We start from the raw sequence: 24088 nt of genomic DNA, 5'->3' as shown, positions 1-24088 counted from the left end.
TTCTAATCATTTCTTATCGCAACCAATTCAAATCATAATAACTATCATCTACAGTGCAATTACGCCCTACTTCGATACACATTAGCAAAGTGTATTCTGCAACTCATTGATTCTATTCAATCAGTACACTTTTCCATCACTTCACCGTGCAAACAGGGGTAACACCCCACCATCGAAAATAAATTTCTTGACAGAATACCCCTTTCATGACTCATGAGATTAAACGTCTTTTCATCTATTTTTCAATCACTTACTGATATTTGCCAAAATCTGCTCCTGGAATTGGGGCGGCCTTGATCACGCCGTTAAGCAACTCAAGCAACCGCGCACACATTTTGATCATTTTGTGCTCTTCTTAAACATACGTATCGTACAACCTGTTGAAAATGATCAATTTCTGATCAATGATGTTTTCACCGAAACGAACATAAGGAGGGGTAAAGATGAAAGGTATTAGTCAGGCGCTAAAGAGTGCAGACGAAGTTAAGGCAGTAGCAGCAGAGCTACAGCGCAACGCCAGAAGCAACCTGTTTTATTGCTTGTGGGTGTTTATGTATGAAAGCGGTCTACGTATCTCTGATGTGCTCAAACTCCGGTACGAAGATGTAGAAGGGCAATCTCACCTTAAGGTGAAGCAGGAGAAAACCGGAAACGTAGTGAGGCCAAAGGTGACAGCCGCGATGCTGTCAGCCGTAGCGCAACGTAAGGCAGAGCAAGCCGATATGCCAGTGAAGACGGATTTCATCTTTAGCAAGGGCGATCTACGTAGTAAAGGCAACGCAGTAACCCGTAACACGGTATTCACTGAATTTGGGAAGATGGGACGTAGAGCCGGATTCTCTAACGTGGGCTGCCATACGCCGCGAAAAAGTCGGGGGCGAATCCTATTCGAAAATGGTGTAGCTATTGAAACTATCGCCCATTTCCTGGGGCAGACAGATCCACGTTCAACCATGTATTACATCGGGTACGGTCAGGACGTGCAGGACGATTTAACAGAGGAGTTTTCTTTAGAATGGTGATCACCATGAAAAGTTTGAATGTGCTGACGTTGGCAGTTTTGCCATCCTTGGCGAACGCCAGACGACTATAAACAAATGTTACATAACGTCAGTTTGTCTTTGGGAATATTTCTGAAAATGAATGGGTACAATTGCAGAATGATATGGGGAGTGATTAACTGCAAGCCTAATTTATTATCGATACTCACAGTAAGCTGAACATGAACAGCAAAAATAGAATTCAAAAAAAACTGCTGAAATATCATCACATTGACCTTAAGAACCCTCGTCACCAGTCGGATCTGGCAGGTTCGGACCTGCGGTTTATGGATCTTAGGAGGTTTAACTTGCGTAATATTAATTTATCGGGTTGCGATCTTTCGTTCAGCGATCTTCGGGGAGCCGATTTCTCATATGCCTCTCTGAAAGGGGCAAATCTCAGCCACTGTAAAACGGAAGGGGCGATTTTCAGTCACGCGAACTGTACCGGAGTGGACTTTTCAGGGAGTGACATACAAAAAGCTACTTTTACTGGGGCACTGACAGAGCGTGTGGATATTAGCAGCGACACGCTTTCATCCCGACCGCTCATCTCCGTCTATATGCCTACCTGGAACCGTGAAACACTGACGATCAGGGCTATACAATCAGTATTGAAACAGGATTATACACACTGGGAACTCATTATTATCGATGATTTCTCATCGTCATTTGATAAACTTCAGACTTATATCGCCGATCTGAATGACCCGCGCATTACCTACATCCGCAATGAATTTAATTCCGGAGCCTGTGCCGTCCGGAATCAGGCGATACGAATGGCCAAGGGATATCTGATAACGGGTCTGGATGATGATGATGAATGGCTGCCGACACGCCTGTCCTCCTTTCTTGCCTGCCAACATAAACTTCAACAGCACAGCTTCTTATACGCTGATGATTACCTTTGCGACAGCACCGGATACAAGCACCTTAATGAATTACAGGTTTACCCTAAACCTCCCTATAAAAAGAACCTGTTTGATAAGCGGAATATTATCGGCAACCAGATGCTTACTTTAACCAGCCGGATGCAGCAGGTTCTGTTTGATGAACACCTGACCGCCGCTCAGGATTATGATGCATTCTACCGGTTGGCTGAAACCTATGGCGATCCTTTCAAACTGGACGTGATAACTCAGGTGCTATATGTCAATCACGGTGAGGTCCGCATCACCTGCTCAGGACGTAAGTTTTCAGGTTATCTGGATTTTTACCGGAAGCACAAAGCAAAATTAGACGTATCGAGTAAAAAATATCAGCTTTTCACCCTGTACTACATTCGCAACAAAAGGATGCGACCACAAACGCTAATGAATCTGATGACATTACGCAATCTGAAACGCTATCTGATGATGTATTCCAGCTTCCGGAACAGGAAGTTCTAACACGTGCATATGATGAGAGGATAATTACAGTTAGGTATTGTTCCAGATGGGATAGTCTTCGCGTTTACTATCAAGCATAATTTCGACAAATGAGCGTTGTCTTTGAGCGAGAGAATCGATGAGGCTTTCCAATTTGTCGTATTAATACCAAGTAAGGAACAGTACCAACGAAGACAGGAATGGTAGGGAAACGTGTACATACATGATGAGAGTCGAGATGTAGCTAATGGCTGTCACACAAGCTGGTAATAACCATTAACCGAGACACATTAACTAATTGATTGCAAAAGATTTAATATTTATCTTGTGCGCCTTCACAGGCGTCGAATCAGGTCAAAAACAGGGCGGCGCCCTGCTTTGATGGCCGCGTAGTATATCTGCTTACACCCTTACAAGAAAGGCTTAACATCGCCCACGCCTTCACGAATCACTTCTGGCGCGTCTTCGGTGAGATCCACCACGGTGGTCGGTTGCTGGCCTAGATAGCCGCCATGAATAATCAGCTCCACCACTTTCTCCAGACGATCTTTGATCTCTTCCGGGTCGGACTCGGTAAACTCACTGCCCGGCAGCATCAGCGAGGTAGACAGCATCGGCTCGCCGAGGGTTTCCAGCAGCGCCTGGGCAATCGGGTTCGACGGCACGCGCATGCCGATGGTTTTACGTTTTTCCTGCAACAGACGACGCGGCACCTCTTTTGTCCCTTTCAGAATGAAGGTGTAGTTTCCCGGCGTGTTGTTTTTGATCAGGCGAAAGGCCACGTTGTCGACATACGCATAGGTCGACAGCTCAGAGAGATCGCGACACATTAGGGTAAAGTTGTGGCCGTCCGGCAGCTGGCGGATGCGACAGATGCGCTCCATCGCCCCTTTATCCTCGATTTTACAGCCCAGCGCGTAGCCAGAATCGGTTGGGTAGACAATAACGCCACCTTTACGGACGATTTCCACAGCCTGGTTAATCAGACGTGGCTGTGGGTTATCCGGATGGATATAGAAAAACTGACTCATACTTCCCTCTCTTCAATTTGCTGTGGCTGTTCCCAGAGCTGCCAGACGGGCTCAACGCCAGCGGGTAACCAGAGCTTGCGCCCCAGTTCAATCCACGCGCAGGGCTGATGGAAATCTGAACCCTGTGACCCAAGCAGGCCAAACTGACGGGCGTAGGTCGCGAGCTGCGAACGCTCATTGGGTGCCTGCTGACACTGGGCAACTTCCATCGCCTCACCGCCGGATTCGGCAAAATGGGCCAGCAGCCTTTTCAGCCATTTAGCAGAAAGATTATACCGCCCCGGATGGGCCAATACGGCCTTACCACCAGAATGATGAATCACATCAATAGCTTGTTTTATTGTACACCACTGGGGAGGAACGTATCCGGTTTTCCCGCGGGCCAGATACTTTTTAAACACATTCGCCATGGTCGTCGCTTTACCGGCGTCAACCAGAAAACGGGCGAAATGGCCGCGCGTGACCGCCCCACCGTTCGCCAGCTTGCGCGCACCTTCCAGCGCACCGGGGATATGCGCCTTCTCAAGACGTTCGCCTATCAACTCCGCGCGTTGATTGCGTCGTGCTTTTTGTTCTTGCAAAAATGCGCACATTGCCGGATGTTCTGTATCAATATTCAGGCCAACGATATGAATTTCGTGGTTTTCCCAGAGCGTGGAGATCTCGACCCCGGGCACCAGATTTAGCGCCAGCCCGCTTCGGGCAATCTCGGCGCGCGCGGCGGGGATGGCGTCTGTTGTGTCGTGATCGGTTATTGCCAGCGTGCCGACACGCATTTCAACGGCGCGATGGACCAGGGCTTCGGGCGTCAGCAGGCCATCTGAAGCCTGCGTATGGCTGTGTAAATCATAAATTACGGCGTAGGTGGTATCGCTCAAAGCACTTCCCATAACAGTCTGGAGACATCCGAAGCACCTATGATACCGACTTACCGCGAAATACTGAAATCAGGGGTTGACAACACGCCATCGAACTAGTTAACTAGTACGCAAGTTCACACGAGAAAGGTATCTGAAAATGACAGCACATTTCGCTCTGCACGGTTGGTGGCGTACTTCCTGATCTTCGGGCAGTGTCACGCGTCTGCGAATAGCAAACAGATACCCGGCCCGCTCCCAAGCGGGCTTTTTTTTGAACAGAATATGAGAATAACAACATGCAAACAGCCAAACCCCACCTCGAACTGTTGACCTGCGAGACGGCCTATCGCCATAACCCTACCGCGCTCTTTCATCAGGTGTGCGGTGCACGTCCTGCGACGCTGCTGCTGGAATCTGCTGATATCGACAGCAAGGACGATCTCAAAAGCCTGCTGCTGGTTGACAGCGCGCTGCGCATTACCGCAGCGGGTGACACTGTCACTATTAAGGCGTTATCCGAGAATGGTGCGTCGCTGCTGCCGCTGCTGGATGCGGCTCTGCCTTCAGGCATTGAAAATGAGCGTCATCCGGACCTGCGAATTCTGCATTTCCCGCCGGTAAGCCAGTTGCTGGATGAAGATGCCCGCCTCTGCTCACTCTCCGTTTTCGACGCCTTCCGCCTGCTGCAAAATCTGGTCAATGTGCCGGAAGATGAGCGCGAAGCAATGTTCTTTGGTGGGCTGTTTGCTTACGACCTGGTTGCTGGCTTTGAAGATTTACCGGAAACCGAGCAGGGTAACCGCTGCCCGGACTACTGCTTCTACCTGGCCGAAACCCTGCTGGTGATCGACCATCAGAAAAAATACACCCGCATCCAGGCCAGCCTGTTCACGCCGTCCGTGTCTGAGAAAAACCGACTTGGGCAGCGCATCGCCCAACTGCAACAGCAGATGTCAGAAGCACCGCCCGCGCTCCCGGTGCAGCGTGTTGAAAAGATGACCTGCGAGGTGAGTCAGACCGACGATCAGTACGGCGCGGTGGTGCGTCAGATGCAAAAAGCGATTCGTGCCGGGGAGATTTTCCAGGTGGTGCCGTCCCGTCGCTTTTCACTGCCCTGCCCGTCGCCGCTGGCGGCTTACGATGTGCTGAAAAAGAGCAACCCAAGCCCGTACATGTTCTTTATGCAGGACAATGATTTCACCCTGTTCGGCGCGTCACCGGAAAGCGCCCTCAAGTACGACGCCACCAGCCGCCAGATTGAGATCTACCCGATAGCGGGAACCCGTCCACGCGGCCGTCGTGCCGATGGCTCCCTGGACCGCGATCTCGACAGCCGCATCGAACTGGAAATGCGTACCGACCACAAAGAGCTCTCCGAACACCTGATGCTGGTTGACCTGGCACGTAACGACCTGGCGCGTATTTGTACGCCGGGCAGCCGCTATGTGGCAGACCTGACCAAAGTCGACCGCTACTCCTTCGTCATGCATCTGGTATCCCGCGTGGTGGGTGAGCTGCGCCACGACCTCGACGTCCTGCACGCCTACCGCGCCTGCATGAACATGGGCACGTTGAGCGGCGCGCCGAAAGTCCGCGCCATGCAGCTGATTGCCGAAGCTGAAGGCCGCCGTCGCGGCAGCTACGGTGGCGCGGTGGGCTATTTCACCGCTCACGGTGACCTCGATACCTGCATCGTGATTCGCTCCGCCTACGTTGAGGACGGCATTGCTACCGTCCAGGCCGGGGCCGGGATTGTGCTGGATTCTGTTCCGCAGTCGGAAGCCGACGAAACCCGCAGTAAAGCGCGCGCGGTACTGCGCGCCATTGCTACCGCACACCATGCACAGGAGATTTTCTGATGGCTGACATTCTGCTGCTCGATAATATCGACTCCTTTACCTACAACCTGGCAGATCAGCTGCGTGCGAATGGGCACAATGTCGTTATCTATCGCAACCACGTTCCGGCCCAGACGCTGATTGACCGTCTGGCGACCATGCAAAACCCGGTGCTGATGCTCTCCCCGGGGCCAGGCGCACCGAGCGAAGCGGGCTGTATGCCTGAGCTGTTGACCCGTATGCGCGGCAAGCTGCCGATTATCGGCATCTGCCTCGGCCACCAGGCGATTGTCGAAGCCTACGGTGGTTACGTGGGTCAGGCGGGGGAGATCCTGCATGGTAAAGCGTCAAGCATTGAACATGACGGTCAGGCGATGTTTGCCGGTCTGCCGAACCCGCTTCCGGTAGCGCGTTACCACTCGCTGGTCGGCAGCAATATTCCGGCCGGGCTGACGATTAACGCCTCGTTTGAAGGGATGGTGATGGCGGTGCGTCACGATGCGGATCGCGTCTGCGGGATGCAGTTCCACCCGGAATCTATCCTGACGTCTAACGGCGCGCGCCTGCTGGAGCAAACGCTCAACTGGGCGCTGCAAAAGCTGGAGCAGACCAACACCCTGCAACCGATTCTGGAAAAACTGTATCAGGCCCAGACCCTGAGCCAGCAGGAGAGCCACCAGCTTTTCTCCGCCGTTGTGCGCGGCGAGCTGAAGCCTGAGCAGCTGGCCGCTGCGCTGGTGAGCATGAAAGTGCGCGGCGAAAGCCCGCAGGAGATCGCCGGTGCGGCAACCGCGCTGCTGGAAAATGCTGCCCCGTTCCCGCGCCCGGACTATCCGTTTGCCGATATCGTTGGGACCGGTGGCGACGGCAGCAACAGCATCAATATTTCGACCGCCAGCGCCTTTGTGGCGGCGGCATGCGGACTGAAAGTGGCGAAGCACGGCAACCGCAGCGTGTCCAGCCGTTCCGGATCGTCCGACCTGCTGGCGGCTTTCGGTATCAATCTGGACATGAACGCCGAGCGTTCCCGTGAAGCGCTGGATGACCTGGGCGTCTGTTTCCTGTTTGCGCCGAAGTATCACACCGGTTTCCGCCACGCGATGCCGGTTCGCCAGCAGCTTAAAACCCGGACACTGTTTAATGTGCTCGGTCCACTCATTAACCCGGCGCACCCGCCGCTGGCGCTGATTGGCGTTTACAGTCCGGAGCTGGTCCTGCCGATTGCGGAGACGCTGCGCGTCCTCGGTTACCAACGCGCCGCCGTGGTACACAGCGGCGGGATGGATGAAGTTTCCCTGCATGCGCCCACGCTGGTGGCCGAACTGAATAACGGCGAAGTGCTGAACTATCAGCTTGAGGCCGCTGATTTCGAGTTGACCCCGTACCATCAGGACGCCCTGGCGGGCGGCACGCCGGAAGAAAACCGTGACATTCTCACGCGCTTATTACAAGGTAAAGGTGAGGCCGCCCATGAGGCCGCCGTGGCGGCCAACGTAGCCATGCTGATGCGTTTACATGGCGAGGAAGATCTGAAAGCCAACGCCCAAAAAGTTCTGGACGTACTGCGCTCCGGTGCAGCTTACGATCGCGTTACCGCACTTGCGGCAAGAGGGTAAATAATGCAGACCGTTTTAGCGAAAATCGTCGCCGATAAGGCCATCTGGGTGGAAGCCCGTAAGCAACAGCAGCCGCTCGCCAGTTTTCAGAATGACGTCGTTCCGAGCAGCCGTCGTTTCTATGATGCCCTCCAGGGCGCGCGTACCGCGTTTATTCTGGAGTGTAAAAAAGCGTCTCCGTCCAAAGGCGTGATCCGTGACGATTTCGACCCGGCGCGTATTGCCGGTATCTACAAGCATCATGCGTCTGCCATTTCTGTGCTGACGGATGAGAAATATTTCCAGGGCAGCTTCGATTTTCTGCCCGTAGTCAGCGGCATCGCGCCGCAGCCGATTCTGTGCAAAGACTTTATTATCGACCCGTATCAGATCTGGCTGGCGCGCTTTTACCAGGCCGATGCCTGCCTGCTGATGCTCTCCGTGCTGGCTGACGAACAGTATCGCCAGCTCTCCGCCGTCGCGCACAGCCTGAATATGGGCGTGCTTACCGAAGTGAGCAACGAAGAGGAGCTGGAGCGCGCCATCGCGCTGGAAGCCAAAGTGGTCGGCATTAACAACCGCGACCTGCGCGACCTGTCGATTGACCTTAACCGTACGCGCCAGCTTGCGCCGCGTCTGGGTGCGGGCGTCACGGTGATCAGCGAATCCGGAATCAACAGCTACGCTCAGGTGCGCGAACTCAGCCACTTTGCCAACGGTTTCCTGATCGGTTCCGCGATGATGGAACACGACGATCTTAATGCGGCCGTGCGCCGCGTGCTGCTGGGTGAGAACAAAGTTTGCGGCCTGACCCGTGAACAGGATGCGCAGGCCGCGTATGAGGCGGGCGCAATCTATGGTGGTCTGATCTTTGTTGAGTCCTCTCCTCGCGCCGTTAATGAAGAACAGGCGCGCAAGGTGATTGCGGCTGCGCCACTGAGCTATGTGGGCGTGTTCCGCAATGCGGATATTAACGACGTTGCGGCGAAAGCGGACGCGTTATCCCTGAGCGCGGTTCAGCTACATGGCGATGAAGATCAGACATACATCGATGCTCTGCGACATGTTCTGGCACCTCAGGTTCAGATCTGGAAAGCGCAAAGCGTTGGCGCCATCCTGCCCGCGCGTAACCTTACGCATGTTGATAAATACGTGCTCGACAACGGCCAGGGCGGCACGGGGCAGCGTTTCGACTGGTCACTGCTGCGTGGCGAAGTGCTGGACAATGTCCTGCTGGCGGGGGGATTAAGCCCCGATAACTGTGTGGAAGCAGCCAAAACCGGCTGCGCCGGCCTCGATTTCAATTCAGGCGTAGAGTCCCAACCGGGCATAAAAGACGCCAGCAAGCTGGCATCGGTATTTAAAACTCTGCGTGCATATTAAGGAAGAGAAGATGACGACATTACTTAACCCGTATTTTGGTGAGTTTGGTGGGATGTACGTCCCACAAATCCTGATGCCCGCGCTGCGCCAGCTGGAAGAAGCGTTCGTGAGCGCGCAGAAAGATCCGGCGTTTCAGGCGGAGTTTACTGACCTGCTGAAAAACTACGCCGGTCGTCCGACGGCACTGACCAAATGCCGCAACCTGACCGAAGGCACCAGAACCACGCTCTACCTTAAACGTGAAGATCTGCTGCACGGCGGCGCGCATAAAACTAATCAGGTGCTTGGCCAGGCTCTGCTCGCCAAACGTATGGGTAAAACCGAAATTATCGCCGAAACCGGCGCGGGCCAGCACGGCGTGGCCTCTGCCCTCGCCAGCGCCCTGCTCGGCCTGAAGTGCCGCATCTATATGGGGGCGAAAGACGTGGAACGCCAGTCGCCTAACGTGTTCCGTATGCGTCTGATGGGGGCGGAAGTGATCCCTGTGCACAGCGGTTCTGCCACGCTGAAAGATGCCTGTAATGAAGCGCTGCGCGACTGGTCTGGCAGCTACGAAACCGCCCACTATATGCTCGGTACCGCGGCAGGCCCACACCCGTTCCCGACCATCGTGCGTGAATTCCAGCGCATGATCGGAGAAGAGACTAAAGCGCAGATCCTCGAAAAAGAGGGTCGCCTGCCGGATGCGGTGATCGCCTGCGTTGGCGGCGGATCTAACGCCATCGGCATGTTTGCCGATTTTATCGACGAAACCAGCGTTGGGCTGATTGGCGTTGAGCCTGCCGGCCACGGCATTGAAACGGGTGAGCACGGTGCGCCGCTGAAGCATGGCCGCGTGGGGATCTATTTCGGCATGAAGGCCCCGATGATGCAGACCGATGAAGGGCAGATTGAGGAGTCTTACTCAATTTCAGCCGGGCTGGATTTCCCGTCCGTAGGGCCGCAGCACGCGTTCCTCAACAGCACCGGCCGCGCGGATTATGTCTCCATCACTGATGACGAAGCGCTGGAGGCCTTCAAAACGCTGTGTCGCAATGAAGGGATCATCCCGGCGCTGGAGTCTTCCCACGCGCTGGCACACGCGCTGAAAATGATGAAGGAAAACCCGGAAAAAGAGCAACTGCTGGTGGTAAACCTTTCCGGTCGCGGTGACAAAGATATTTTCACCGTTCACGATATTCTGAAAGCACGAGGGGAAATCTGATGGAACGCTACGACAACGCATTTGCACAACTGAAAGCCCGCCAGGAAGGCGCTTTCGTTCCCTTCGTGACGCTGGGCGACCCCGGTCCGGAGCTGTCGCTGAAGATTATCGATACCCTGATTGACGCCGGTGCCGACGCGCTGGAGTTGGGGATTCCGTTCTCCGATCCGCTGGCGGATGGCCCGACCATCCAGAACGCGACGCTTCGCGCGTTTGCTGCGGGCGTGACGCCGGGCCAGTGCTTCGAAATGCTGGCGGCGATCCGCCAGAAGCACCCGACCATTCCGATCGGCCTGCTGATGTACGCCAACCTGGTGTTCAGCCGCGGTATTGATGCGTTTTACGCAGAGTGCGCCCGCGTGGGCGTTGACTCCGTGCTGGTGGCTGACGTGCCCGTTGAAGAGTCTGCGCCGTTCCGTCAGGCGGCGATGCGCCACAACGTCGCGCCGATTTTCATCTGTCCACCGAATGCCGATGACGCTCTGTTGCGCCAGATTGCCTCTTACGGACGGGGTTACACCTACCTGCTCTCCCGTGCGGGCGTCACCGGTGCGGAAAACAAAGCCGCGCTTCCGCTGCATCATCTGGTGGAGAAGCTGGCAGAATACCATGCTGCGCCGCCGCTTCAGGGCTTTGGGATTTCCTCTCCGGATCAGGTTACTGCGGCGATTGACGCGAAAGCCGCCGGGGCCATTTCCGGTTCGGCTATCGTGAAAATCATCGAGAAGAACGTGGATAAGCCAGATCAGATGCTGGCTGAGTTACACGCATTCGTCACATCCATGAAAGCGGCCACACACAAGGCGTAACCGTTAACACCGTCTGGCACCGGCGTCAGGCGGTTTTCCCTTCTCTCTTCCTGAAAGAAGCAGGTCAAAATTGATCCTGTCGATATTTTCGGTGTGAATGACTTTTCAAACTTTCGCGTAAGCGTATGATCTGGGCTCTTTTTAGCGTTACCCTTCTGAGTTCAGAGGTTATTCATGTCCTGGCATTCCTTCAAACAGACTTACCTGGTTAAGTTCTGGTCACCTGTTCCGGCCGTTATCGCGGCAGGCATTCTCTCTACCTATTATTTCGGTATTACCGGCACCTTCTGGGCTGTTACGGGCGAGTTTACCCGCTGGGGTGGGCAGCTATTACAGCTGGCAGGCGTTCATGCCGAAGAGTGGGGTTACTTCAAACTGATCCATCTTGAGGGCTCACCGCTGACCCGCATCGACGGAATGATGATCATTGGCATGTTTGGCGGATGTTTTGCGGCCGCGCTGTGGGCCAACAACGTTAAGTTGCGCATGCCGAAAAGCCGCATCCGCATTATGCAGGCCGTGGTCGGCGGTATCATTGCCGGGTTTGGCGCCCGCCTGGCGATGGGCTGTAATCTGGCCGCGTTCTTTACCGGTATTCCGCAGTTCTCGCTGCATGCCTGGTTCTTTGCCGTCGCCACCGCCATTGGCTCATATTTCGGTGCAAAGTTCACCCTGCTGCCACTGTTCCGCATTCCGGTGAAAATGACGAAAGTTAGCGCTGCATCTCCGTTAACGCAAAAACCCGATCAGGCGCGTCGTCGCTTCCGCCTCGGTATGCTGGTCTTTTTTGCTATGGTTGCCTGGGCGATTTGCACGGCGATGAATCAGCCCAAACTCGGTCTGGCCATGCTGTTCGGCGTCGGCTTTGGTCTGCTGATTGAACGCGCGCAGATCTGCTTTACCTCCGCGTTTCGCGATATGTGGATCACCGGACGAACCATGATGGCGAAGGCGATCATTGCCGGTATGGCCGTGAGCGCGATCGGCATCTTCAGCTACGTTCAGCTCGGCGTGGAACCGAAAATCATGTGGGCGGGCCCAAATGCGGTCATTGGCGGGCTGCTGTTTGGTTTTGGCATCGTGCTGGCGGGCGGGTGTGAAACCGGCTGGATGTATCGCGCTGTGGAAGGCCAGGTGCATTACTGGTGGGTGGGTCTGGGTAACGTGATTGGCTCTACCCTTCTGGCCTGCTACTGGGATGACGTCTCTCCGGTGCTGGCAACAAACTGGGACAAGGTCAACCTGCTGAAAACCTTTGGTCCACTCGGGGGACTCCTGGTGACCTACGCCCTGCTGCTTATCGCCTTCTTACTGGTTGTTGCACAAGAGAAGCGCTTCTTCCGACGCGTCACCGTCAAAACTGAAACTCAGGAGAATGCCGCATGAAAGAGATCGTGCCTGATTATCGTCTCGATATGGTGGGTGAACCTTGCCCTTACCCGGCCGTCGCCACGCTTGAAGCGCTACCGCAGCTAAAGAAAGGTGAAATTCTGGAAGTGGTGAGCGATTGCCCCCAGTCGATCAATAACATTCCGCTTGATGCCAAAAATCACGGCTATACCGTGCTAGATATCCAGCAGGACGGACCAACCATTCGTTATTTAATTCAGAAGTGATTTCACGATCGAAAAAGGCCTCTCAGAGGCCTTTTCTAGTTTACTGGCTTTGGCCACCGTCGTCGTCTGAGCTTCGGCAGGCATGAATGAATGGTGAGACGTGTTCCGCAAACGGAACAGATAGCACCGTGAGGTAGGCTATGTGCTGGGCTGAACGTCGTGAACTGAAACTGTTTACCTGCACAAACCGGACACTCAAATTTGATGTTGGGGATATCCCCTCCAGCCAGGTATGTGGAACAACCACCATACAGCAATCCCCGGCTGACCGGGGATATATCTTCTGTCAGAAACGATAGCCTGCTGAGAACATAAATACCCACGGATCCAGACGGGTATTGATACTTTGCTGCTGGCCGCCAGCTTTAAAGCGCACGTCCGTATCAATGTCCATATACCAGACCGAGGCGTTGATCAGCCAGTCACGGTTAATCAGATAATCCAGACCAACCTGCCCCGCCATGCCCCATGAGTCTTTCAGGCTGAGATCGGATAGCCCAGCCTCTTTACCGGTATCGTTAAATTTCTCATCAAAGAAGGTGGTGTAGTTAACGCCTGCACCAATATAAGGGCGTAACTTGCTGCTGGAATCGCCGAAGTACCACTGCGCCATCAGGGTTGGTGGTAAATGGTGCACCGTAGCAATGTCCCCGGTCGGCCCTAAACCGACGCGGTGACGGAATGGCGTGGCGGCCAGAAGCTCAACGCCAATGTTATCCGTAGCCATATACGTGAATGTCAGGCCTAACTGGGTGTTATTGCTAACGTTAAACCCGCCCATACCCAGTACATTGTCGGAACCTTCCGTTGGACGCACCGTTGCCGAACCGGCACGAATAAAGAATTCACCTGCTTCATGCGCGTACGCGCCGCCAGAGAGACTGCTTAAGATAAGGGCTGCCACCGCTAATTTTTTCATATCCGCTCCATCGTTGTGGTTTTAATTGCGGAGGAGAATATACTCACAAATGAGTAATAAGTGATCTAACACAGATCACATTAAAACCAGTAAGTTAACATTCATTGATCTAGGTTAATTTTTGGTGACGCCTCATAAAGCAATAAGTTGTTACCGCGTCAATTTTTGGCATTTCATAGTTGAAAAATTTTCTGTTTTTCCTCTCTTGCGCTTCCTGTAGCGGCTGGATAATTTATCGCTCTCACAATCTGATTTGATGCGTTCTACTTTTGCAGGTGTGCCATGAGTGATCATAACCCGTGCATGACGTGCGGAGCCTGTTGTGCGTATTTTCGAGTCTCTTTCTACTGGGCTGAAGCCAGCGATGGCGGCGGCACCGTTCCGGTTGATCTCACTGAACCCTTGACCCCTTTCCTGCGTTGCATGCGCGGCACCAACCAAAAACAGAGCCGCTGTGTGGCACTGCAAGGTGAACCAGGGGTATCCACCCGCTGTTCCATTTACGCGGATCGCCCCAGCCCGTGCCGCACTTTCGCGATGTCGGGAGAGGATGGACAGGTCAATGAGGCATGCAATCGCGCCCGCGCCCGCTATGGATTACCGCCGCTTTACAAAGATATGCTTTTCCATACAAGCCTTGATGCTGCCACCAGCGTGTTATCCGGTGTACAATTGCCGGCTAATTAACACCTGCAATACTCAAGGAGAGTGCATGTCTATCACGGCGAAGTCTGTCTACCGTGACACGGGAAATTTTTTCCGCAATCAGTTCGTTACTTTTTTACTGATCGCGTTGTTGTGCGCCTTCATTACGGTGGTGCTGGGTCATGCGTTCTCACCCAGTGATGAACAGATTGCCTCGCTGAGCCAGGGGGATCATCTTGCAGGCAGCGCAGGGTTATTTGACCTTGTGCAGAATATGACGCCAGAGCAACAGCAAATCTTGCTGCGTGCATCTGCGGCATCTACCTTCTCGGGGCTGATCGGCAACGCCATTCTGGCGGGTGGCGTGTTGGTGATGATCCAGCTGGTGTCTGCCGGCCAACGCGTCAGCGCGTTACGTGCCATCGGGGCCAGTGCTCCGGTGCTGCCGAAACTGTTTATCCTCATCTTCCTGACTACGCTGCTGGTCCAGATGGGGATAATGTTGGTTGTCGTTCCGGGCGTGCTGCTGGCTATCGTGCTTTCATTTGCGCCAGTAATGGTTGTGCAGGACAAAATGGGTATTTTCACCGCCATGCGCAGCAGTATAAGGCTCGCGTGGGCGAATATGCGTCTGGTCGCCCCGGCCGTTATCAGCTGGTTGCTGGCCAAGACTCTACTGTTGCTGTTTGCGCCGAATTTTGCGGTATTAACGCCAAACGTCGGCGCGGTTGTCGCCAATACGCTGAGCAATCTGATTTCAGCTGTACTGCTGGTCTATTTGTTCCGCCTGTACATGTTAATTCGTCAGTAACCGGGATCGCAGAATGAAGCAGTTTCTTGATTTTTTACCGCTGATCGTATTTTTCGCTTTTTATAAGCTGTACGACATCTATGCCGGCACGCTGGCGCTGATTGTGGCAACGGCTGTGGTGCTGATTTACAGCTGGGTTCGCTATCGCAAAGTTGAAAAGATGGCGCTCATCACTTTCCTGATGGTGGCGGTGTTTGGTGGTCTGACGTTGTTCTTCCACAATGATGAATTTATCAAATGGAAGGTCACAGTGATTTACGGCCTGTTTGCGGGCGCGCTGCTCATCAGCCAGTGGGTGATGAAGAAGCCGCTGATCCAGCGCATGCTGGGGAAAGAACTGACGCTGCCGCAGGCTGTGTGGGGGCGTCTGAATATCGCCTGGGCGCTATTTTTTATTCTGTGTGGTCTGGCGAATATCTATATCGCATTCTGGCTGCCGCAGAATATCTGGGTCAACTTCAAGGTGTTTGGCCTGACGGCGCTGACCCTTATCTTCACCCTGCTCAGCGGCGTTTATATTTATCGCCACATGCCGCAGGATGACAAGCACTGATCCTTCTGGCCAGATCGTCACGCGGTCTGGCCTCTTTTCCCGCCTTCCCTTTTCTCCACAACCTTCCTGCGAAAATGTCTGAATCATGAAGATTTTATGGAGATTGCTGTCGCTTTATTGTAATGAGAATCACTATCATTAATATTCTTCATCGCATTTTTAACAAATGGAAATGAGTTGATGAATAACATAATAAGATTTGCCCCGGCTACACTTACACTCGCCATTTTTTCAACGCTATACCAGAGCGCGCACGCAGCGGAAGATCCTCTCGCCGATGGTGAAACAATGGTCGTTCAGGCAACCGCTGAAGAGGCCCTAAAGCAACAGCCGGGGGTTTCCATCATCACGGCAAAGGACATAGAAAAGGATCCACCGGTTAACGATCTTTCGGAAATTATTCGCAAAATGCCCGGGGTTAATCTCACCGGAAACAGCGCGACAGGCAGTCGTGGTAACAACCGTCAGATCGACATCCGCGGTATGGGGCCAGAGAACACGCTGATTCTGATTGACGGTGTGCCGGTGACGTCACGTAACTCGGTGCGCTACAGCTGGCGCGGAGAGCGCGACACCCGCGGGGACACCAACTGGGTTCCGCCAGAGATGGTTGAGCGTATTGAAGTGCTCCGGGGACCAGCTGCCGCCCGCTATGGTTCGGGGGCTGCCGGCGGCGTCGTCAACATCATTACCAAACGCCCGTCCAACGACTGGCACGGCTCCCTCTCCCTGTACACTAACCAGCCTGAAAATGATAAAGAGGGGGCGACGAAACGCGCTAATTTTGATCTGAGCGGCCCCCTCGCGGGCGATGCGTTAACGATGCGCCTGTACGGGAACATCAACAAAACCGACGCAGATGCTCAGGACATCAACACCGCGCAAAACGGCTCTTACGCCGCCGGGCGAGAGGGCGTACGTAACAAGGACATTAATGCCCTGCTCTCCTGGAAACTCACGCCACAGCAGATTATCGATTTCGACTACAGCTACAGCCGCCAGGGCAATATCTACGCGGGTGATACTCAATACAGCAACAGCAACGTCAGCCCTGACGGTCTGGTGTCGTCCCTGTATGGACACGAAACCAACCGAATGTACCGCCAGTCTTATGGCATTACGCACAACGGCATCTGGGACTGGGGTCAGTCAAAGTTCGGGGTTTATTATGAAAAGACCAACAACACCCGACTGGAAGAAGGCTCTACGAGCAAAGTTGAAGGGATGATCAATAGCGATAAATACGATACCAGCCGGCTGGAGTCATACCGTTCAACGGGTGAACTGAACATTCCTCTCTTCTGGCTGGTAGAACAGACGCTAACCGTGGGTGCAGAATGGAACCGTGATGAACTGAACGATCCGGCCTCAATGCAGTCGACAAATGTGTCGGGAGAAGTGATTAACGGCGTTCCCGGCACGGCTTCTGAGCGCAACAGCAAAAACAGCGCTGACCTCACCGGCATCTATCTTGAGGACAATATTGAAGCGCGTCAGGGCACCAACCTGATTCCAGGGCTCCGCTTTGATTATCACAATCAATTTGGCAGCAACTGGAGTCCGAGCCTGAACCTCTCTCAGGATTTGGGTGACATGTTCAAGGTTAAAGCGGGTATCGCTCGGGTATTTAAAGCGCCAAATTTGTATCAATCCAGCGAAGGCTATCTGCTTTCCACCCGCGGCAATGGCTGCCCGAATAACGTTTCCGAAGGAAGCTGTTATCTGTTAGGTAACCCGGATCTGGATCCGGAAATCAGCGTGAACAAAGAGATCGGCCTGGCCTTTGCCCTGGAAGGCTACGAGGCTGGAATTACCTGGTTCCGCAATGATTACAAAAACAAGATCGTTTCAGGAACGGACGTGCTGGGGCAGACAAGCAGCGACGCAAATATCCTGCAATGGGAGAACGGCGGTAAGGCCGTTGTTGAAGGGCTGGAAGGCAACCTCACCGTCCCTGTTATTCGCGACACGCTAACCTGGCGTACTAATGCGACGTATATGATTCAGTCTGAAAGTAAAGACACCGGTAATCCGTTGTCGATTATCCCCAAATATACCGTCAACACCATGCTGGACTGGGAGGTTAACAGCAAGCTTTCAGCCAACGTAAGCTGGACGATGTACGGCCGCCAGAAGCCCAGAGAAAACGCTGAAATCCGCAAAGAGGAAAATGCGATGTCCAACAGAGAGATCGGCGCGTATTCCATCGTGGGTATCGGCAGTAACTATCAGCTGACCAAAAACCTGCGCCTGAATGCCGGCATCAGCAACCTCTTTGACAAGCAGATTTACCGTGAAAATGACGGTGCATCTACCTATAACGAACCGGGCCGCGCCTATTACGCTGGCGTAACCATGTCCTTCTGACCTTCAGGCGCCCGCGCTGCGGGCGCTAACCCTATTCTCTCCAGCCAGAAATCATAGTAGCATCCCGCCTGAAGTCTTCAGTTACGAGTTTAAAACAATGACAACAAATGACGCCCCACAGGGCGAACTGGTTTTACGCACACTGGCAATGCCTGCGGATACGAATGCCAATGGCGATATTTTTGGCGGCTGGTTAATGTCGCAGATGGATATGGGCGGTGCAATCCTGGCAAAAGAGATTGCACACGGGCGCGTGGTAACCGTCCGGGTCGATGGCATGACCTTCCTGCGCCCTGTCGCGGTGGGGGACGTGGTGTGCTGTTACGCACGCTGCGTAAAACGCGGCAATACGTCTATCTCCATTAACATTGAAGTATGGGTGAAAAAAGTCTCTTCTGAACCGATTGGTCAGCGCTATAAGGCGACGGAGGCCCTGTTCATCTACGTGGCAGTGGATAGCGACGGTAAGCCCCGCCAGCTCCCACGGAGCTGATCCTCAGGTAAAAAAAAGCCTCCTTGCGGAGGCTTCTTTTATTCCATCTGTGCCCCGCCGTTCAGGCGGAAGACAATATTTACAATCAACCCATTGCCGGGTTTACCGGCTTCATAACGCCACCTGCGCATGGCCGATTTAACTTCGCGTTCAAACATATTCGCCGGCTGTGCGGACAGGATTTCCACGTTATCCACACGTCCATCAGCCGTAACGTCGAATTTTACCCGTACACGCCCTTCAATACGTAACGCCTGAGCACGTGCCGGATACTGCGGCTGGTTACGGCTCAGCGCGCGCGGGCCCGCTGGCGCCGTTACCGTCGGTTTTGTCGCGGTCGTGGTGTTACTCATCAGCGGACGTGACGGGGCGGCATTTTCAACCGGCTGCGTGGTGCGTGGCTCAACCGGACGCACTTCGCGTTTCGGACGCTCTTCCACCTTTTTGACCGGCTTGGGTTTTGGCTTCGGCTTAGGTTTCGGCTCTGGCTTATGGATCACCACCGGCGCTTCTTTTGGCGGTTCAGGAATCGGCTCGGGTTCCGGCTCGGGTTCAACAACGGGCTGTGGCGGCGGCGGCGCAACCTGCGGCGGTTCAAGATCCGCGGGCGATACCATGGTCACAGAAATTGGCTGCGCTGGCGCTGGCATTTCAATAACCTGATGAACCGAGGTATAGAGCAGACCCGCCACGACAGCACCGTGAATAACGACGGAAAGCAGCGTCGGCCATGGAAAGCGGCGAGGTAAATCAAGGGTCATCGAAGTCATAATCATCAACGTTAAAAAACCGAACCTCGATTTTAAATGCAAATAGCAATCATATTCAATAAGACACTTTGTCCTGGCGCAATTTAAGCGTATAAGAGGGCAAAAAAGGGGCATCCAGATCAGGGTTTTAACATTGTTATTATCTTTACATTGCAGTCATTTGTGCTTTCACATAACGTAAATGTCACTTTTACCGGTTAAGGAGCTTTGCCGTGCTTTATGTGATTTACGCTGAAGATGTACCTGATTCTCTGGAAAAACGTCTTTCCGTTCGCCCTGCCCATCTGGCGCGTTTACAGCTGCTACAGGATGAAGGTCGGTTGCTGACCGCAGGCCCGATGCCTGCCGTTGACAGCAACGATCCGGGAGCAGCGGGTTTTACCGGCTCCACGGTGATTGCCGAGTTTGAATCTCTGGAAGCCGCGCAGGCCTGGGCAGAAGCAGACCCGTACGTCGCAGCCGGCGTGTACGAGAAAGTCACGGTTCGCCCGTATAAAAAAGTGTTCTGAAACGAAAGGCTCCCTCGGGAGCCATTTTAAACACCTTAACACAATGAAATTGAATCGCCACGGGTTTAACAGACACCTCAGAGTCATTTAAGATGACTTAAAGAGAGGTGCCCATGAGCGGTAAGCGTTATCCTGAAGAGTTTAAAATTGAAGCAGTCAAACTGGTTGTTGAACGCGGTCATTCTGTTTCCAGTGTTGCAACACGTCTCGATATCACCACTCACAGTCTTTACGCCTGGATAAAGAAGTACGGTCCGGATTCTTCCACTCATAATGAACAGTCAGATGCTCAGGCCGAAATCCACGAAGGCTGGCTGTATCTGGCCGTGGTGGTTGACCTGTTCTCACGCAAAGTTATCGGCTGGTCAATGCAACCCCGCATGACAAAAGAGATTGTCCTGAACGCATTCTTTATGGCGGTGTTGAGGCGTAATCCTCATAAGCAGGTACTGGTTCACTCTGATCAGGTCAGTCAGTACACGAGCCATGAGTGGCAGTCGTTCCTGAAATCACACGGTCTGGAAGGCAGCATGAGTCGTCGCTGTAACTGCCACGACAACGCGGTTGCGGAAAGCTGTGCCAGCGCTGGCGCTGACTGGCAAATGCTGGAGTAAAAAACGGATGCAAACTCATGCACCTGATGCATGTAGAGCTTAAATACGAGAAAATCACGAGTAAATGGCATAACAAGACCGGCATTCTGAGTGCCGGTCTTGTGGCTTGATGCAAGCATCAGTTTTGCCATGAAATGATGTCGTCCAGTCCAGAGAGCAGGTCGGGAAAGTAACTTTCATCAATATCGAAGGAATCATCAAGGGTAATACTGTCAGCATGGTTTTCAGGCTTAAGTACCATGCTAACGCCAACAGCCCCGGCAAAATGTGCCTGATGAAACTTAAGCACAACCTGCTCGAATGCCGAGGTTAAATTAATATCCTTAAATTTCGCCCCTGTCTTTAAGGCCAGATGGAAATCATGTGTATCATTCCTGAACTGCTCCAACTGACCGACAAAAAACTCTGCAGCAAACTCTGTTTTTAAGGCTGGGATTGAGAATTCAACCCAAACCATAATACGGCTATAGGCAGGCTCTTCGGGCTCAGCCAGCCTTTCATAAGGTGTTAATTTAAGGTGTCTGTCACCGCTTGTGATATCTATCATGATCCCCCCTTACGGCATGTACTGAAAATGCATGATAGTCCAGTCAGCTTCCCTGACCAAAACCTCAAGACGGTAAGACTTATAAATATAAGTGCCTTTATTTTGCCTGTCTTCCACCAGCTTATACATACGAGCCTCGTAACGGAAAAGCCCTGGCTTTTTGAGAGGATCCGGCGTTCTTATGCCATAACGAATGGCCTTTTCCTGAATCTGCAAAGGCACATAACGACCTGGGGTCAGCATGTGTTTTGCCGATGATTCGCTCATCCTGAGCGCGCGAGCGGATAAGCCCATTTTAAGGCGGCCACGCAAGAGACTGATGGTAGCCTCACTGAGCCTCACAGTTACGCCGGCTTTGACACCACTTTCCAGTAACGCCTGACCTGCCCGTAAAAGACGAAATGCACCAAAAGCAATTAGAGCGAGGTCTGTTGGGTCAATCAGGGGGGCTTCTAATGGCGCTTCTTCCAGCCTAACAAACATGCCGTCTGCATCATAAATCTGCCATAAACCGGGAGCCTGAGCGACGGAATAACCAATACACATCCCGCTTTCGTCATCAACGATGGGTTTTGAGTTCAGTGGAGGATTGCGTGGGCGAAATTCGAAATATTCACCGGCTGGCAATGTAGACTGGAAGGTGTAGAAACGTCCTGGCTCGTCTGTAATTAATCCAACGCTCATTGTCATGATTTCCTTTTGGGCTAACCTTTGAGTCATCATAAAGGACGTTTTTACTTCAATCTACTTTTCCTGATTCTGATTTTATCGGCTTAGAAGTTAACGCCTCTCAGGGCTCGTTGTTCAACACCACCGACACTGAAAGCGAGTTTCAGCACCGGCGGCGTTGCTATCGTCGACGTGGCGGCGGAATTATCGAACCTATCACCGGTGTAAACCCCTCAATTTTCGTATCGCTGATCTCGCTATATTTGCGGTTATTTTCTCTTGCGATAATTAGCCATCTGAATAAATAATCTTTCATAAAGTCCACTCCATTTCAGTTGAATTTCCAGGCCACTCGTCAGTAGCCGGATATTTGAAACTTTTCTTGCCATAAATCACCGTGCCCCACGCGCCAGCGCGTCGAGCTCACACCGTTCCGGGGTAATGCCGTCCTGAGCTAAATCGAAACGAATTTTTGCGACGCGATCCCTTTCGGACTTTGTCATCCGGGCTGATGGCGCTTGCTCGCTGGTTTTGAGCGGCGCATTGCTTCTTTGATGTCGATGTTTGCGCGGTGCGCGAGCTTTTAACGCCTCGTTAAGCACCTACACAACGTCTGGCTCATTCCAACCGATAACCCCGCGCTCAATCAGATTTAACACCGCTGCGGCTTGCTCGGACGGTGTGGGGGTCATAACTGGATCGCCACCGCCTGTGAGCTTTCCACAGTTATTGACAGGACTCCGGGCGCGTCAGAGCCGCTTTTTATGGCTTTTGACTGCTAGTAGTAAAACGTGAAGCCTTGTCTGGCGCGTCTTTCAAGTTACGCCAGATATTAAAAAGGCTCCCTCGGGAGCCTTTTCTTCATTCAGTGCAGCGACGCCAGCCTCGCCGCAAATCCAACAAACAGCAGGCCTATCAACCCGTTCCCCAGCTTCGCCAGTTTCTTTTTGGTTTTCAGATAACGCGTGACAGACGCGCCTGAGAAAATCAGGAAGCTCATGTACATGAAGCTGATCAGCTCAAGCGTTGTGGCGAGGATCAGGAACGACGTGCCGGTATCCTTCGCATTGACATCAATGAACTGCACGAAGAACGATACATAAAAAGAGAATCGCTTTCGGGTTCGTCAGGCTCAGCACCAGCGAACGCTTAAGGATCGCGCTTGCCGGTTCGGCGCTACTTTCGTGCGCATTTTTTTGACGTGTCATAACGGACCAGAGCATTTTTCCGCCGAGCCACAGCAGATAAAACGCCCCAAGATAGCGGACAATATTAAATAATACCGGAGTGGTCTGGATCAACGCGGCGACGCCCGCCCAGGCCAGAAACATCAGCACGGCATCACCAATAAACACACCGGTGGCTGCCAGATAGCCTTTCTTAACGCCGTGGCCAATCCCTGTTTTCAGCACAAACAAGGTGTTCGGTCCTGGAACCAGCACGATAAAAAATGCGCCGACAACATAGGTCCAGAAATTCAGTACACCAAACTCCGCAAACACGTCTCACTCCTTTTGCTCAAAAACAGCGGGGATACCAGTAATAACGGTATCCCCTGAATCAGTTGCGCTATTGTACGCCGTTATAGCCATCAAGATAAGTCGCGGCCAGTTCGTTACCAAATAATATGGCGTCTTTACTGTCCATGTCCGAAGACCATTTATCCTTCGCGTTGCCTGCGTACAATTCCTGCGACTTCGCATTTTCTTTCAACTGATCGCGAATGCTTTGCGCGTATTCACTGGCTTCAGCCTGAGTCCGCCCTTCCGCACGGTCAGCTTTGCCCCGGGCATAAAGCTCGCGGAACTGCGCTACGTTCAGGTGATAATTTTTCTGCACGCTGGAGGTGTAATTGCCGCCAGTAAAGCTGGACTGATGCGACACGAAATAAAACGCGTGCCGTTCGGGTGAGGTTTTGCTACTGGCACAACCGCTTAATACTGCAATCCCGAAGAGTGCTGCCATCACTTTTACGTTCATCCTTTTTTCCTTTAATAAAGCCAATGTATTCCCCATGCAAAAACATAATCTGCCAATGAGGAAAATGACGAAAGTCCTAAACCTTCCCTGAGCGCATCCAGCGCCAAAAGTGCAATAAAAATCCAGAGATAAGGATTCATCTTTTAATATCATGACGTTATGGGGACGTAGTATATCGTGGAAAGCAGACGGGAGGAGACTGCAAAAATTGATAGTCTGGATGTTTAATGGGCACCTTTACGGTGCCCCTCATGCTTTTCAGATATCCTGGACCGCGAACAGCAGCGCGTTACGGTGTCTGTTCAGGCCACATTTTCTGATGGCGTGGATACGCATATTGCGGCGGGATTGTGCTTCCAGCCAACGAGCCTTACGACGACTCACCTGTCGCAACATGCGCCAGCGCCCTACTTCAGTTCTACTGCGCTTCATGTCTACAACTCTTTCTCTAACAGAGATGCCATTATA

At 52.9% G+C, this 24088-nt stretch carries 25 protein-coding genes, 4 pseudogenes and 1 other annotated feature; of the genes and pseudogenes, 18 read left to right on the top strand and 11 right to left on the bottom strand.

The features are described from left to right. Nucleotides 1-443: 443 nt before the first annotated feature. From SK51_RS14405 to wcaA, 3 genes and pseudogenes are all read left to right on the top strand, one after another. Nucleotides 444-1022 (top strand): tyrosine-type recombinase/integrase, encoded by a 579-nt coding sequence (locus SK51_RS14405; protein WP_023306404.1) that lies wholly within the window; start codon nucleotides 444-446, stop codon nucleotides 1020-1022. Between the two features lie 200 nt (nucleotides 1023-1222). Continuing rightward, nucleotides 1223-1525: pseudogene (locus SK51_RS25740) on the top strand (pentapeptide repeat-containing protein); the annotation flags it as partial. A 33-nt stretch (nucleotides 1526-1558) separates the two neighbouring features. Then, nucleotides 1559-2428, top strand: a complete 870-nt coding sequence (wcaA, locus tag SK51_RS14400; protein ID WP_072201505.1) for a colanic acid biosynthesis glycosyltransferase WcaA — start codon at nucleotides 1559-1561, stop codon at nucleotides 2426-2428. Between the two features lie 389 nt (nucleotides 2429-2817). Here the strand turns inward: wcaA and SK51_RS14395 are convergent, their stop codons facing one another. Beyond that, nucleotides 2818-3438: an L-threonylcarbamoyladenylate synthase gene (locus SK51_RS14395; RefSeq protein WP_003856793.1), complete on the bottom strand. Its 621-nt coding sequence runs from the start codon at nucleotides 3436-3438 to the stop codon at nucleotides 2818-2820. After that, nucleotides 3435-4316: an RNase RNM gene (gene rnm, locus SK51_RS14390; protein WP_032622438.1), complete on the bottom strand. Its 882-nt coding sequence runs from the start codon at nucleotides 4314-4316 to the stop codon at nucleotides 3435-3437. Before rnm ends, SK51_RS14395 begins: the two co-directional genes overlap by 4 nt. 139 nt (nucleotides 4317-4455) lie before the next feature. On the opposite strand from rnm, the gene trpL reads away from it, so the two are divergent. The 8 genes from trpL to yedF all read left to right on the top strand — a co-directional run bounded on the left by trpL (nucleotide 4456) and on the right by yedF (nucleotide 12743). Beyond that, nucleotides 4456-4500 (top strand): trp operon leader peptide, encoded by a 45-nt coding sequence (gene trpL / locus SK51_RS25280; protein ID WP_071524153.1) that lies wholly within the window; start codon nucleotides 4456-4458, stop codon nucleotides 4498-4500. Beyond that, nucleotides 4477-4571: a sequence feature (Trp leader region), on the top strand. It overlaps the preceding gene by 24 nt. Nucleotides 4572-4594: 23 nt before the next feature. Further along, on the top strand, nucleotides 4595-6157 hold the full coding sequence (locus SK51_RS24995) for an anthranilate synthase component 1 (protein WP_023306406.1): 1563 nt from the start codon (nucleotides 4595-4597) through the stop codon (nucleotides 6155-6157). Further along, on the top strand, nucleotides 6157-7752 hold the full coding sequence (trpD, locus tag SK51_RS14380; protein WP_023306407.1) for a bifunctional anthranilate synthase glutamate amidotransferase component TrpG/anthranilate phosphoribosyltransferase TrpD: 1596 nt from the start codon (nucleotides 6157-6159) through the stop codon (nucleotides 7750-7752). The genes SK51_RS24995 and trpD overlap by 1 nt, the downstream gene beginning before the upstream one ends. A 3-nt stretch (nucleotides 7753-7755) precedes the next feature. After that, the gene (gene trpCF, locus SK51_RS14375; RefSeq protein ID WP_023306408.1) at nucleotides 7756-9114 is read left to right on the top strand and encodes a bifunctional indole-3-glycerol-phosphate synthase TrpC/phosphoribosylanthranilate isomerase TrpF; all 1359 of its coding nucleotides are present in this window, start codon (nucleotides 7756-7758) and stop codon (nucleotides 9112-9114) included. A gap of 10 nt (nucleotides 9115-9124) precedes the next feature. Further along, nucleotides 9125-10318: a tryptophan synthase subunit beta gene (gene trpB / locus SK51_RS14370; protein WP_022648334.1), complete on the top strand. Its 1194-nt coding sequence runs from the start codon at nucleotides 9125-9127 to the stop codon at nucleotides 10316-10318. Then, entirely contained in the window at nucleotides 10318-11127 is an 810-nt protein-coding gene (trpA, locus tag SK51_RS14365; protein WP_023306409.1) for a tryptophan synthase subunit alpha, read from the top strand. The genes trpB and trpA overlap by 1 nt, the downstream gene beginning before the upstream one ends. 174 nt (nucleotides 11128-11301) lie before the next feature. Then, a complete protein-coding gene (gene yedE, locus SK51_RS14360; RefSeq protein ID WP_023306410.1) occupies nucleotides 11302-12513 on the top strand; it encodes a selenium metabolism membrane protein YedE/FdhT in 1212 nt (403 codons plus the stop codon). Next, the gene (yedF, locus tag SK51_RS14355) at nucleotides 12510-12743 is read left to right on the top strand and encodes a sulfurtransferase-like selenium metabolism protein YedF (protein ID WP_003856774.1); all 234 of its coding nucleotides are present in this window, start codon (nucleotides 12510-12512) and stop codon (nucleotides 12741-12743) included. Before yedE ends, yedF begins: the two co-directional genes overlap by 4 nt. A gap of 286 nt (nucleotides 12744-13029) precedes the next feature. Here yedF and ompW read toward each other — a convergent pair whose 3' ends face one another. Further along, complete coding sequence (gene ompW / locus SK51_RS14350) at nucleotides 13030-13662, bottom strand: outer membrane protein OmpW (RefSeq protein ID WP_023306411.1); 633 nt, start codon at nucleotides 13660-13662, stop codon at nucleotides 13030-13032. Between the two features lie 282 nt (nucleotides 13663-13944). Between ompW and SK51_RS14345 the strand changes: the two genes are divergently transcribed. From SK51_RS14345 to yciA, 5 genes are all read left to right on the top strand, one after another. Continuing rightward, nucleotides 13945-14349: a YkgJ family cysteine cluster protein gene (locus tag SK51_RS14345; RefSeq protein WP_017384228.1), complete on the top strand. Its 405-nt coding sequence runs from the start codon at nucleotides 13945-13947 to the stop codon at nucleotides 14347-14349. Nucleotides 14350-14374: 25 nt separating this feature from the next. Continuing rightward, nucleotides 14375-15118: a YciC family protein gene (locus SK51_RS14340; protein WP_023306412.1), complete on the top strand. Its 744-nt coding sequence runs from the start codon at nucleotides 14375-14377 to the stop codon at nucleotides 15116-15118. A gap of 13 nt (nucleotides 15119-15131) precedes the next feature. Next, on the top strand, nucleotides 15132-15671 hold the full coding sequence (locus tag SK51_RS14335; protein ID WP_003856762.1) for a septation protein A: 540 nt from the start codon (nucleotides 15132-15134) through the stop codon (nucleotides 15669-15671). Between the two features lie 180 nt (nucleotides 15672-15851). Next, entirely contained in the window at nucleotides 15852-18038 is a 2187-nt protein-coding gene (locus tag SK51_RS14330) for a TonB-dependent siderophore receptor (protein WP_048206778.1), read from the top strand. A gap of 97 nt (nucleotides 18039-18135) precedes the next feature. Beyond that, nucleotides 18136-18531 carry an acyl-CoA thioester hydrolase YciA gene (yciA, locus tag SK51_RS14325; protein WP_022648341.1) on the top strand — a complete coding sequence of 132 codons (396 nt, stop codon included), beginning with the start codon at nucleotides 18136-18138 and terminating at the stop codon, nucleotides 18529-18531. A gap of 38 nt (nucleotides 18532-18569) precedes the next feature. On the opposite strand, the gene tonB is transcribed toward yciA, so the two are convergent. Next, complete coding sequence (tonB, locus tag SK51_RS14320; protein ID WP_032622462.1) at nucleotides 18570-19292, bottom strand: TonB system transport protein TonB; 723 nt, start codon at nucleotides 19290-19292, stop codon at nucleotides 18570-18572. Nucleotides 19293-19513: 221 nt separating this feature from the next. Here tonB and SK51_RS14315 point away from each other — a divergent pair, with 221 nt between their 5' ends. Together SK51_RS14315 and SK51_RS24295 are read left to right on the top strand one after the other, a co-directional pair. Continuing rightward, nucleotides 19514-19810, top strand: coding sequence for a YciI family protein (locus SK51_RS14315; protein ID WP_003856755.1), 297 nt, complete (start codon nucleotides 19514-19516; stop codon nucleotides 19808-19810). Nucleotides 19811-19923: 113 nt separating this feature from the next. Next, a pseudogene (locus SK51_RS24295) lies at nucleotides 19924-20385 on the top strand (DDE-type integrase/transposase/recombinase); the annotation flags it as partial. 157 nt (nucleotides 20386-20542) lie between these two features. Here SK51_RS24295 and SK51_RS14305 read toward each other — a convergent pair. The 7 genes and pseudogenes from SK51_RS14305 to SK51_RS25275 form a co-directional block, all read right to left on the bottom strand. Beyond that, nucleotides 20543-20971 carry a WapI family immunity protein gene (locus tag SK51_RS14305; RefSeq protein WP_022648346.1) on the bottom strand — a complete coding sequence of 143 codons (429 nt, stop codon included), beginning with the start codon at nucleotides 20969-20971 and terminating at the stop codon, nucleotides 20543-20545. A 9-nt stretch (nucleotides 20972-20980) separates the two neighbouring features. Then, nucleotides 20981-21655: a hypothetical protein gene (locus SK51_RS14300; protein WP_023306416.1), complete on the bottom strand. Its 675-nt coding sequence runs from the start codon at nucleotides 21653-21655 to the stop codon at nucleotides 20981-20983. A gap of 297 nt (nucleotides 21656-21952) precedes the next feature. After that, nucleotides 21953-22383: pseudogene (locus tag SK51_RS25630) on the bottom strand (replication endonuclease); the annotation flags it as partial. Between the two features lie 122 nt (nucleotides 22384-22505). Beyond that, nucleotides 22506-23142, bottom strand: a pseudogene (leuE, locus tag SK51_RS14295) (leucine efflux protein LeuE). Nucleotides 23143-23209: 67 nt separating this feature from the next. Continuing rightward, on the bottom strand, nucleotides 23210-23620 hold the full coding sequence (locus SK51_RS14290; protein WP_022648348.1) for an Exc2 family lipoprotein: 411 nt from the start codon (nucleotides 23618-23620) through the stop codon (nucleotides 23210-23212). Nucleotides 23621-23631: 11 nt separating this feature from the next. Next, nucleotides 23632-23760 carry a KPN_01571 family protein gene (locus SK51_RS25880; RefSeq protein ID WP_209662595.1) on the bottom strand — a complete coding sequence of 43 codons (129 nt, stop codon included), beginning with the start codon at nucleotides 23758-23760 and terminating at the stop codon, nucleotides 23632-23634. 118 nt (nucleotides 23761-23878) lie between these two features. Next, nucleotides 23879-24052: a YciY family protein gene (locus tag SK51_RS25275; RefSeq protein WP_017384232.1), complete on the bottom strand. Its 174-nt coding sequence runs from the start codon at nucleotides 24050-24052 to the stop codon at nucleotides 23879-23881. Between the last annotated feature and the right edge of the window lie 36 nt (nucleotides 24053-24088).

The organism is Enterobacter sp. MGH85 (assembly GCF_001037655.1).
Taxonomy (GTDB): Bacteria; Pseudomonadota; Gammaproteobacteria; order Enterobacterales; family Enterobacteriaceae; genus Enterobacter; species Enterobacter intestinihominis.
This window is presented reverse-complemented; position numbering and strand designations above follow the sequence as displayed.